Annotated in this window: 11 protein-coding genes; 10 read left to right on the forward strand and 1 reads right to left on the reverse strand. The window is 33.0% G+C overall.

The features are described 5' to 3' along the window. Nucleotides 1-159: 159 nt before the first annotated feature. Complete coding sequence (locus tag LS81_RS04565) at nucleotides 160-2,334, reverse strand: TonB-dependent receptor domain-containing protein (RefSeq protein ID WP_034344795.1); 2,175 nt, start codon at nucleotides 2,332-2,334, stop codon at nucleotides 160-162. Between the two features lie 268 nt (nucleotides 2,335-2,602). Between LS81_RS04565 and LS81_RS04570 the strand changes: the two genes are divergently transcribed. The 10 genes from LS81_RS04570 (at nucleotide 2,603) to LS81_RS11240 (ending at nucleotide 10,846) form a co-directional block, all read left to right on the forward strand. Continuing rightward, nucleotides 2,603-4,165, forward strand: coding sequence for a DNA repair protein RecN (locus LS81_RS04570; RefSeq protein WP_034344793.1), 1,563 nt, complete (start codon nucleotides 2,603-2,605; stop codon nucleotides 4,163-4,165). Nucleotides 4,166-4,273: 108 nt separating this feature from the next. Further along, entirely contained in the window at nucleotides 4,274-5,110 is an 837-nt protein-coding gene (gene cysE, locus LS81_RS04575) for a serine O-acetyltransferase (protein ID WP_052096460.1), read from the forward strand. 508 nt (nucleotides 5,111-5,618) lie between these two features. Then, on the forward strand, nucleotides 5,619-7,124 hold the full coding sequence (gene flgD / locus LS81_RS12405; RefSeq protein ID WP_034344791.1) for a flagellar hook assembly protein FlgD: 1,506 nt from the start codon (nucleotides 5,619-5,621) through the stop codon (nucleotides 7,122-7,124). A 393-nt stretch (nucleotides 7,125-7,517) separates the two neighbouring features. Further along, on the forward strand, nucleotides 7,518-7,835 hold the full coding sequence (locus LS81_RS04585) for a hypothetical protein (protein WP_138069873.1): 318 nt from the start codon (nucleotides 7,518-7,520) through the stop codon (nucleotides 7,833-7,835). Then, nucleotides 7,832-8,638, forward strand: coding sequence for a hypothetical protein (locus LS81_RS04590; protein WP_104696471.1), 807 nt, complete (start codon nucleotides 7,832-7,834; stop codon nucleotides 8,636-8,638). The genes LS81_RS04585 and LS81_RS04590 overlap by 4 nt, the downstream gene beginning before the upstream one ends. 31 nt (nucleotides 8,639-8,669) lie before the next feature. Beyond that, nucleotides 8,670-8,891, forward strand: coding sequence for a hypothetical protein (locus LS81_RS04595; protein ID WP_104696470.1), 222 nt, complete (start codon nucleotides 8,670-8,672; stop codon nucleotides 8,889-8,891). Then, nucleotides 8,888-9,124 (forward strand): hypothetical protein, encoded by a 237-nt coding sequence (locus LS81_RS04600; protein WP_034345212.1) that lies wholly within the window; start codon nucleotides 8,888-8,890, stop codon nucleotides 9,122-9,124. The genes LS81_RS04595 and LS81_RS04600 overlap by 4 nt, the downstream gene beginning before the upstream one ends. A gap of 707 nt (nucleotides 9,125-9,831) precedes the next feature. Further along, entirely contained in the window at nucleotides 9,832-10,143 is a 312-nt protein-coding gene (locus LS81_RS04610) for a hypothetical protein (protein ID WP_233715885.1), read from the forward strand. Nucleotides 10,144-10,169: 26 nt separating this feature from the next. Continuing rightward, nucleotides 10,170-10,613, forward strand: coding sequence for a hypothetical protein (locus LS81_RS04615; RefSeq protein ID WP_233715884.1), 444 nt, complete (start codon nucleotides 10,170-10,172; stop codon nucleotides 10,611-10,613). Between the two features lie 83 nt (nucleotides 10,614-10,696). Continuing rightward, the gene (locus tag LS81_RS11240) at nucleotides 10,697-10,846 is read left to right on the forward strand and encodes a hypothetical protein (protein WP_158659402.1); all 150 of its coding nucleotides are present in this window, start codon (nucleotides 10,697-10,699) and stop codon (nucleotides 10,844-10,846) included. The last annotated feature ends 327 nt before the right edge of the window (nucleotides 10,847-11,173 follow it).

The following is an 11,173-nucleotide window of genomic DNA, read 5'->3' on the forward strand; positions in this document are numbered from 1 at the left end:
ACTTCTACACTATTGTTTTGCTTTTTTACACAATGTTTAATCTATTATATTGCAGAGTGCAACAAAGTAATATATTGGCACTCATGTATTATGATTAAGCCATTAAACTTAATATGTAGAAACTATGTTTCTTAATAGTAAGAATGAATATACATTAACTTAAAAATCCATGTTTATACTAAACCAATAGCGTCTGCCCTCAGCAATGTAGTTATATAGGTTTGCAATTTGAGGTGTGGTCATGTTAGTCTCCCAGCCATATTGTCTATATTCTGCAAAGTTTTTATCCAAAAGATTATAAACAGCAAAATTTAATTTGAAGTGTTCATTTATCCTATAAGTCGTTCCTAAATGTAATAACATAAAAGGTTTGTAATATTCGCCTAGTATTGCCTTTTCTTGTGCAGTCACTTCTCCTTTAAAGCGATTACCTTGCACTTCACTTCGTAAATAAATATGAAAATCTTCCCATGTATAGCCAAGCTTCGCGTTAAATCTATGATCTAGTGTATCTGTGAGTGGTGAACCTTTTAGATCTCCTGTGAGTTGTTCGCTATCAGTAAATGTGTAATTTACATCAAAACTTATCCCATAAATTGGCTTAATCCCAGCATAAACTTCTACGCCTTGTATATATGACTTATCCACGTTCATAGCACGACTACAACCTCGACTAAAATTTCCACCACATAGACTTGGATTAGGTGTTGTTGATACGGTTTCTAGGCTTATTTTATCCCAAAAGAGGCTATAAAAGTAGGTTACTCCAGATTCAAAATAGTCGTTATCAGTAAGAGCGGTTACCTCAACATTTAAGCTTGTTTCAGGTTTTAGGTTAGGGTTACCTAAAAATGCTAACCTTCCTTGTGATCCAAATCCATAATATCCATCAACGAGCTGATTAAGATAAGGTGCCTTGTAACCTGCACTTACACCACCTTTAAGTGTGAGCCAATCAGGAATTGCCTCATATACTATATAGGCTTTGGGGGAGGTGTTAAAGCCAAATTTTGAGTTCCAGTTTTCTCTCACACCTAGAGTCAAACGAAACCCCTCAAATGCTTCCCATTCATTTTCTGCAAAAAGTGCAAATGTGTGCTGTGAAAATTGACTTGGGTTTGCTACCATATCCTGCATCCACGAAAACCAATATTGACCACCAATACTCAAATAATTCTCATAAGGTAGATCAAGAAAGCTTTTTGTTTCTAATATAACATCTTTCCCAGCAATCTCTCGTGGATGGTTTGGGTTTGTATTTGTCATACGTCCATCATTCCAGCTTTGATTAAATTGTATTGAGTTGTCCATACTCCATGATCCATATGTGCCTTTGTGTGATAATAGAGTGTTGTTTCGCCTTACTATATACTCAGGTGCTGTGCTTGTGTGTTCTCCTAGCTGTTGTTTTCTGTTATCATACCATTGATTTGCATAGCTACTATCTAGATAGATATGATTATTATCATTGAGGTTATATAGGATTCTACCTCCAATATCATATATGTGTGCCATTGTTGGATTCCCAATGAAACCAGCACTATCAGTAACCACACTGCCAACACCAGGAGCACCATTCCCACCACCAGGTTGCGTAATGGTGTATTGATATTTGACATCAGATGGTTCTCTAAAGTAATAACGTGAGCGTAGTTGTATACCAAGTTTATCTTTAATAATTGGTGCAACACCAAAGAGATTTAACATGTAACCAGAGCCATATTGTCTATCTTCATTTTGTGTTGTTTCCAATCCTATGTTCACAGCATATTTATCAAAACTCTTTTTTGTAATAATATTAATTACACCTCCTATCGCATCACTTCCATATAGTGTGCTCATAGGACCACGAATGACTTCAATCCTTTCAATTGCACTTAAAGGTGGCATAAAACTTGTGTCTGCTTGAGCCCAACCATTGTTGTTTGTGTTGATATCTCCTGAGACATTTGTCCGTTTGCCATCGATGAGAATTAGCGTGTAGTTTGATGGCATTCCACGGATAGAAATCTTTAATCCGCCTGTTTTTCCAAGCTCTGTATTGACATCTACACCAGGAATACCTGCTAAAGCTTCTGCTAAATCCCTATGAGGTTTATTTTCTAACTCTTCTCGACTAATAACAGTAATAGAAGCAGGAGCATCTTTTAGCAGCTGTTCTGTACCTCTTGCAGTTGTTACGACTTGTTGTATTTTCTTTATTTGTGCGTTATTATCTGATTGACTATCTTCATTTTTCGCATCTGCAAACATAAAACTTGATAGTATTAAAGAGATCAAGGAAAAGCGTGAGACATGCTTTGAAGTGCGACAATTTGAGCTATATCCTAACATTTAATATCCTTTTATTTAAAATTTATTTAGAATATTATTGTAGCACAATAATATTAAAATTAATAATAAATCGTATTATTTAACTTAAAAATATACAATAACTATTATTAAAATATAATATAGTTATATAGCAGCTTGTCAATATTATTGATTTGAGATGTTTTGTTAGAAAAAATAAACATAGAATCTAAAGCAATATAAGGAAATATATCGCATTATATATACACTCTCATAGACATGCTATAATAAAAATAAAAATGGATTTTGTATGGTAACGCGTATTTTGATAGATAAATCACCTGCATTTTCACATATTGAGCTTGACTTATATAAAGGTTTTAATGTGATAAGTGGGATTAGTGGTAGTGGGAAGTCTGTATTCTTGCATGCAATGCTTAGTGCGTTTGGTCTAAAGGAATCTCATGCTGCATTGGTTGAGGTAAGTCTTACATTGCAATTAAAAGAACTTGGTATTTGTTTGGAAGATTTTGGGATAGCAGAGGAGTTTGACGATGAGATTATTATCTCTGTTCTAAAAAAACAGAATGCACGATATTTCATTAATAATCAAGCAATCTCAAAAAAGAAACTCAGCGAGATTGCAAATCATTTTATAAAATACATTAGTATTAAAGATGGCAATGAGTTGGAAAATGAATATATGATTCATATCTTAAACTCTCTTTTGATACAGCAAGATTCTAAATTTAGTGAGATTCTACAAGATTATAGTAAAACTTTTATTGAGCATAAACAATGTAAAATAAAACTGCAAGAAATAGAAGAGATGCAAAGAAATATAGAGAGTCTGAAAGATTTTGCACAATTTGAGATTGATAAAATTACAAAGGTGCAACCACAAGTTGGCGAATATGAAAGACTTATGCATGATAAAAAGCTGCTAAGTAAGAGAGAAAAAGTTATGGAAACTTGCGATAAGGCATTACAAGAGCTTGATAATTTAGATTCTGTGCATAAAGCTCTTGAGCTACTTGGTATTGATAATACGACTTTTCTCTCAAGTATAATGGAGGCAAGAGGACATATAGAAAATGGATTGCATGAATTTAATAGTCTTGACATGGATATAGAATCTCTGCTTGAACGTATTAGTATGTTGGCAGATATCATTCGAAAATATGGCAGCGAAGAAGAAGCATTAAAACATCTTGCTATGCAACAACAAAAGCTACAAGAATATGAAAGTGTTGAGTTTGACAAAACAAAACTTGAGGCACAATTTACACAACTTACACAAAGATTGGAATCTCTTGCAAATATATTGCATGAAAAACGAAAAGAATGTTTGCCAAAGTTTGTGGAAAAAATCAATTATTATGCAAAGGAATTAAAATTAGAATCTGTTGGAATAGATCAGATTCAAACAGAGTGTTATCAACATGGTATAGATACACTACAAATTCATCTTGCTTCAAAGCAAAAAAGCGTGTTGTCATCAGGAGAATATAATCGTATGCGACTTGCTATGCTCTGTGTAGCAGCAGATTGCAATACTTGCAATGGAGGGGTATTGATACTTGATGAGATTGATGCAAATTTAAGTGGTGAAGAAAGTGAAGGTGTCGCTAAACTTTTACAATTTTTATCAAAACATTATCAAGTGTTTGCTATTTCCCATCAGCCATTTATGCCTCTTTTATGTGATAAGCACTATCTTGTAAGTAAAGATTCTGAAAATACAAGCGTGATAAAACCTTTAAATAAAAAAGAGCGTATAAAAGAGGTAGCACGTATGATAAGTGGTTCAAAGCTAGATCAACATGCTCTAAGCTATGCAGAAAAACTTTTAAAGCAACAACAAGAGGGGTAGATGCTAAAATCTAATTTCTTCTTAAATTCCAATTCATTTGATGAAAATGTAATTATTATTTGAAATTATTATATATTATAATAGCAGCTTTATAATAAGGAAGAATTTATGAATACAAATAATACACAACATAATGTAATTGATTCAAGTAATAATATTATACATAAAGAATTTCCATCACTCTGGGAACAGATTAAAGAAGATTTCACTACACCTCAATTAAAAGATCCAGCTTTTAATCATTTCTTAGAACTTTTTTTAAACTATCCTGGGTTAATTGCGATCGTGCATTATAGAATCGCACATAGATTTTATAGAAAGGGCTTTAAGCTTTTGGCACGTTTGATTATGGGGTGGACACAATTTATCACAAACATTGATATTCATCCAGCAGCCTATATTGGCAGAAGAGTATTTATTGATCATGGTATTGGCGTAGTGATTGGAGAAACTACACAAATTGGCAATGATGTGACAATTTATCAAGGGGTGAGTTTGGGCGGGGTGAGTTTGGAACGCACAAAAAGACACCCCACAATCTTACATAATGCAATTATTGGTGCTGGAGCAAAAGTGCTTGGTGATATTGTGATTGGCGAACATGCAAAGATTGGATCAAACTCTGTTGTCATCAAAGATGTGCCAGATCAAAGTACTGCAGTTGGTATCCCTGCTAGAGTTATAAATAAGGAAGATAAACAAGAAAAGAATGAAAAGCCAACAAGGACAAAGCTACCAGATGTTGATCAAAGTATGTTTGAGTATATGTTGTGCAGAATTAAGATTTTAGAAGATATTTTAACAAATATGCCAGATGATAATACAAAATGCAAAGACTTTTTACGTAAAAGAAGTGATGAATTAAGCACCAAGGAAAAAGAACTTGGAAAAGCATATGAAGAATTTTTGCAAGCATTACATAAGAGAGATAAAACAAATTCTTAGTTCAGGGATTACTAATAGCTTTTATTTAGATGTATTTACCAAAGCAATACAAGTAGCATTTAAGTCTAAGTGAGGCAATATAAATAACAGGGTGAGAAGCTCTTGTGCATTTTGTATCAAAACATATAAAATATTTTACAAGAGTAGAAGCTCCTAATACGTCTTTGAATAAACTTTTATGCAAGGTTTATTAGAAGTATTAAACATATTGAAAGCAGCTTATGATCTAAACCTCTGTAAGTGTAGCTTTGTAAAGTGCATAAGACATGACGATTAATTCAGTCTTACTCATTTTGTAGCAAGTATGAATATATAATCTTTTCTCTCATAATGGTGTGTGATAGTTAGATTTTCCATGCTCATTAATTTTTATTTCTCTCCTATTTTGAATGCTATATATCATTTTCCATACATCTTTTTATAAATCATGAATTCGTGAGATATAAATAGGAATGAAAATTGCTAACACTTTGCGTATTTAAGGATATTGCACAACAAAGGATAGAAGATGGCAATCGATTTAGGTGAAGTAACAGGCTTAACAGCCGCAAGAGAGAAGAAAAAAGAAAGCACACAGATTGCAAATGGATTAGATAAAGATGCTTTTATGAAACTCTTTTTGGAGCAATTAAAAAATCAAGATCCAACCTCTCCAATGGAAACTGATAAAATTATCACGCAAACAGCACAGCTTACACAAGTGGAAATGCAAGAAGAAAACAAAAAGACTATGAAAGAAGTTGCTCAAGCTATGAAAGCTTCACAGGAGACAAACAAAGCTTTGCAAGACTTCCAAAAAGACATGAAGAAATCACTTGAAATGCTTAATATGGGTATGGAAGAAAATACTCATGCTACAACACAAGGAGCAAAAGCAAATACACTTAATGCAGTTTCTATGATAGGAAAAATTGCAGAGACAGATATTATGGGTTTAAATGTTTCAGGAAGCGGTGAGAATCATTTTAGCTTATATTTTGATAATAAAATTGATGCTGCTCAAGGTAGCCCAGTGATTGAAATCTTGAGTCCAAATAATGAGATTGTCCGCACCATATCTTTAGTGAATAAAAATGGGCAACAAGGTTATATTGACTTTAGTTGGGATGGCAAAGATTCTAAAGGCAATATTGTAGAGCCTGGAAGCTATCAGGTAAAAGCACACTATAATCTAAATCCAGAGACAAAACAATACGATGAAACTCGTATAGGAAGGGGTGAGGTGCAAAGTATTATTTATGATAAGGGCACTCCTCTCATGCGATTGGGTGATAATATTGTGCCTGTACAAAATGCTTTGGAGTTTTATCCAAAAGGTGATAGTGCAACGCACAAAACAATTGAATCTATAAAGGCAGATGCAAGTAAAGCAAGAAAAGCGTATGAAGATGATTTAAGCACGGAATCTTTAAGTCAAAAATACGAAAAGATTATCAATGATAGAGAAGCTAAACTTGCTGCTGAAGCGGAGGCAAACAAAGATGAAGAGACTTTGCAAGCTGAGGCAGAGGAAGCTAAGAGAATTGCAAAAGCAAAAGAGATGAAGAAGTATGAAAAAATGCTTGATGCGGCAGATAAAGGCAGACAGCTAGACAAAGAAGAATTGGATAAACTTTCTATCAAACCAGAATCTAAGACAACAGAATCTATGCCAAAGATTAATAAGGAATCAACACAACAAATTGCACAAAAAGCGGGTGGTACGCATAGCATAAGTAATGCAAACCCAACGCATGATAATAATCCACTAGCCTCTATGCTGCAACAGACAGCACAAAACAATCAGATGCAAAATACACCCAAAAACAACCAATCGCATATGACAAGTGAGAGGCAAATAGAAACAATGAATAATCCGTTTGCCAATATGTCACAACAACACGGCGGTATGCAAAATGATGGTTTGGTGGGAAATAACGCCATGGGTAATAATATGGGCAATACATCTATACCACAATATGCTAATCCGCTTGACACTCAAATTAAAGAACCAAGCTTTGTAACACAAGGATAACATGTATTGAAGATAATATGCAACACCTCCTCTCTCTTAAAAACCAGTATAAGCGATAGGGTTTCATATAGTAAATATTTAAACCCTTACTATTTATAAAATTTTATGTAATAATAAACTCAATACTTGCAATACCATATCGCATCAAGCAAGAGATATTTTGTATGAATTATCACTCTTTGGCTCTAATGAATCTACTTATGATAATCTAAGCGTTGATGAGTATAAAAAGCTTTGATAAATGCTGTTATAATAATACCGATAGTAAAAGTACTTAGGCTAAAGAGATAGTAGAAAAATAGGCAATCTTATTAGCAAAGATAGAGGCAAAAAGATGTAAGGATAGCAACACCTACATCAAAGTCTTTGGGTAGAGAGGAGATTTTTGAGATAATGGATGGGTTGCTGACTGCTAAAGAGTTGGGATATGGAAGAAGTAGTAAAACCCGATTTGTTGAATCCGAAAAAGAATTAGACGAATTATGGGCAAGATTACCCAAGAATGCCACAAAAATAGAGGAAAGAGCGATTCCTATAACCAAGAAAAAGATAGGACAAACCACGCAAGAGACGCTAATAAGGCATCAACTAGACGATAAAACACAAATCGTATATAGGGCAGGCTCTAAGAGTGGTGGTAAGGCTATTGATATACATATACCCTCACAGAAAAATATGTATAGAATCCATATTAAAGGAGGATTGCAGTGAGAAGTAAATTTGTAACTTACAATAAAGAAAAGAATTGGTTGCGTTTTTTTTATAACAATGATGAATGGTTTAAAAAATTTGCTATAAATTTGGGATATGATAAATATGATTATGACCAAATCGATTTGCTTGTGTTTTTGCAGATTCCAACTACCACAAAGGTAGATATTTTAGAATTATTTGAATTTTTGGCATTATCTATGTTTTGGGCTTCAAGGATTGAGGGCGATGAGATAGTGATATGGACACATTTAAAACTTGATAATCTTAATAAAAATGCTTCCCCAAACACCCCAAATCCTACTTATATCAGCGAATACATTAATGTTATAGGACAATTATTCTTAGCAGGTTATATCGACTTTGGCTCATATTGTGATAATGATGACTACGATAAAATAGACTATCCCACTAATTTATCTTATTATAAAGAGGATAAGTATCAAGCTTGGGTACATTTTAGGGATAATTTCTTTTATACAGGTGCATATAATAAAGGGGGCGAAGACGATATTTTAATCTATAATGGCAAAGAGTATAGCGAACAAGATTGTCCTACTTATTTTAACACAGAAACAAATAATAGGACATATTGCGGTTACAGCACAATGTATAGTGATACCTCTTGGGACACTCCAAAATATTGGAGTCAATATAATATTTGGGTAGCAAGAACCCCTAAAGGAGATGAATACTTTGAAAAAGTCTTAGCCCCAAGATTCTACGAAAAATACAAAGATTTAGAAGTAGAGATAGATGATAATGGAAATATTATAAGATGGATTGGGAAGATAAATAGATGAGTGGTAATTCTCTAAAAATAAAAAAGTATTTATGACTAAAGACAACAAGCAAATAAGAGAAATTTGGGACGATATTACAGAGGGAGCGGAGATATTAGAAGAAAAACTTGATAAAAAAGGAGGAACTATGATAAAAAGACGAAGACTTAGTGATGGCACAATAATTCAGTTCAGGAAGAAGTCTAATTCTGGTGGTTCCACCATAGAAATAGATAGTAAAATAAAAATCCACAGCATAAAGGACAAAAAATGAGATATAAAATACTCACACATACACAAAGTTATCTATTTTTGGAACTCCCTGACGAAATTTGTAAGCTAATGAAAAATCATCAAAAAACACCCTATGATTTAGAGTTTGAATTATTTTTGCAGATTCCAAACCTGACTAAAGTAGATATTTTGGAGTATTTTGAAGAGAGTATTTTGGATTTAGCAACAGGATACTCTGGTAATGGTATAGAACTAGATTCTTTGTTTTTGTAGAAATCCCAATTATGAAGTAGGTATCACACTCTATATTTATTCTCCAATGCAATACAAAGAAGAAGGGCTTATTGATGTGAATGGAGAAATAATTGCTCTTATAATGGGAACAAAAGTAAAAGCTGCATATTAATTTGCTTACGATAGTATTAATAGCATTGTAAAGTTAGGAAGAGATAATACAAAAAATAGATGCATACCCATTACAGACACTCTCTAATCAAGCTGCAAGAAGGTGGTATAATGATAAATTAAAGACAATAGAAAACCCATTTCGTAACATACAAGATTTAAGACAACAAGCAGAGAAATTGTATGCATTGAGAAATACTATTAAACAACAAGCGAGGGAACTTATGCAGGATAGGATTATGGCTTGCATACTACACATTAACCCATACGCTAAGAATAAAGCCTTTTGAATTTTATATTAAAAATATCCCAAAGAAAGTGAGGATCTTGATGAAGTATATAGAAAAATTATTGATAGCTCTAAAAGGACTAATGAAGTGGTTAATAGAAAATATATCAAATGAGATAGAAAATGCCTTAAATGAAGATAATATGGGACAAAACAAACAAAAGCAAGAAAATTACAAGAATAGTGAAAGCTTGCACCCTAACGATTTAGTAACGGAGAAAAAACAACGAAATCAGATAATCCTATATGGTATGACAAAGAATATAACGAAGACGAAAAAGGGAATATGCGTTGGGAGTTTGAAATATGGAATTTTGGTTATTCAGATGCTTTTGATTACTGCAAGGATATATGGTTGGCTTTTGGGTATAATATCGTCCTATTGGAATATAAAGATATGATAGAAACAATGGCTTGGGTGTTCAGTATCAATGACTTAACATGCATATGGTATTATAATGATTATCCCCCATATCATTACATCTTGCCTTGTAAAGAGACAGAAGAGAATCTTAATAAACTTGAGAACTATATCAAAGTCATTGTTAATGAGCTAAACAAATGTGTGAAAAATAATGAGATTAAACCATTAATGTAATACACAGGTTGAGGAATAAAACCAAAATGATACGACAAATAGTGCAATATATTATCAAACCATTCAAACCTAAAAAAGGAGAATTAATACAGACAGAAAAAAGAAAGGTTACTTATTGGGGCGGTTATTGGGATTCAGAAAAGCGTTTCGAATTTCGTTTAGAGAATTTTTCTTGTAAAGAAGAAGTTTGTCCTTTTTATATAAAAGCACTAGCACAATACAAGCAATACAATGTAGTATTAAATGAAAATTATCTTTTTGGTCCTGATGTGAGCATTTGGGATTTTACTATCAATGATTTATCTTGTTTTTGGATATGGGAAACTGATGCTTGGAGAAGCAGGATAAAAGTTAATGGTAATCCAAGCAGTCTTAAAAGAGAAACCCTAGAAAAAATTATGCAAGACTTATGCGATATTCTTAATGCCTTAATAGAAAATGAGGAACTAATACCTGATACTACCCGTTAACAAATATGATCTAAATAAAACAAAACTACAAAAAAGATATACACTATTATGAACTCCCAAGTAACACTTGCAAGGGAGGTATAATGGAATTTAATATGAAAGAATATTTACAACAAGCTCCAAGCCCAAAAGAATGCATAAGTAATTCAATCAACAACCACGTAAATAAGCCAAACAAACATTTCACAAGAGAGAGTGTCGCTAAGCCAAATTTTCAAACTCAAACCTCATAATACATAACAATATAAGCAATAATACGCAAACAATTCAACCAAACTTTCAAGATAATCCTCCCAGCTATTCCCAAACAACTCTAATACCCTACACAATGAGATTATACTTTAATTATCTTTGCGCATTAATAAGTATCAGCCTATAGCACTCTTACGACATTACAGATTCTATAATCAATAGGTGTATCACTAATAGTAATTAAAAGTATGGCTAACCAAACCAATCATTCTCACCAAGCCAGATTGCAAACCCTCTTTATCCCTTAGATTCAATGGTAAAGAATTACAGATAGTAGAATGGGGAGAAGTGAAAAGAGAGAAAAGCTT

The organism is Helicobacter trogontum (assembly GCF_000765905.2).
Lineage (GTDB): Bacteria > Campylobacterota > Campylobacteria > Campylobacterales > Helicobacteraceae > Helicobacter_A > Helicobacter_A trogontum.

Bases quoted from the DNA above. Each gene is read 5' to 3' on its own strand.
- LS81_RS04565 (WP_034344795.1), bottom strand. From the start codon at position 2,334: ATGTTAGGATATAGCTCAAATTGTCGCACTTCAAAGCATGTCTCACGC.
- LS81_RS04570 (WP_034344793.1), top strand. From the start codon at position 2,603: ATGGTAACGCGTATTTTGATAGATAAATCACCTGCATTTTCACATATT.
- cysE (WP_052096460.1), top strand. From the start codon at position 4,274: ATGAATACAAATAATACACAACATAATGTAATTGATTCAAGTAATAAT.
- flgD (WP_034344791.1), top strand. From the start codon at position 5,619: ATGGCAATCGATTTAGGTGAAGTAACAGGCTTAACAGCCGCAAGAGAG.
- LS81_RS04585 (WP_138069873.1), top strand. From the start codon at position 7,518: ATGGATGGGTTGCTGACTGCTAAAGAGTTGGGATATGGAAGAAGTAGT.
- LS81_RS04595 (WP_104696470.1), top strand. From the start codon at position 8,670: ATGACTAAAGACAACAAGCAAATAAGAGAAATTTGGGACGATATTACA.
- LS81_RS04600 (WP_034345212.1), top strand. From the start codon at position 8,888: ATGAGATATAAAATACTCACACATACACAAAGTTATCTATTTTTGGAA.
- LS81_RS04610 (WP_233715885.1), top strand. From the start codon at position 9,832: ATGCGTTGGGAGTTTGAAATATGGAATTTTGGTTATTCAGATGCTTTT.
- LS81_RS04615 (WP_233715884.1), top strand. From the start codon at position 10,170: ATGATACGACAAATAGTGCAATATATTATCAAACCATTCAAACCTAAA.
- LS81_RS11240 (WP_158659402.1), top strand. From the start codon at position 10,697: ATGGAATTTAATATGAAAGAATATTTACAACAAGCTCCAAGCCCAAAA.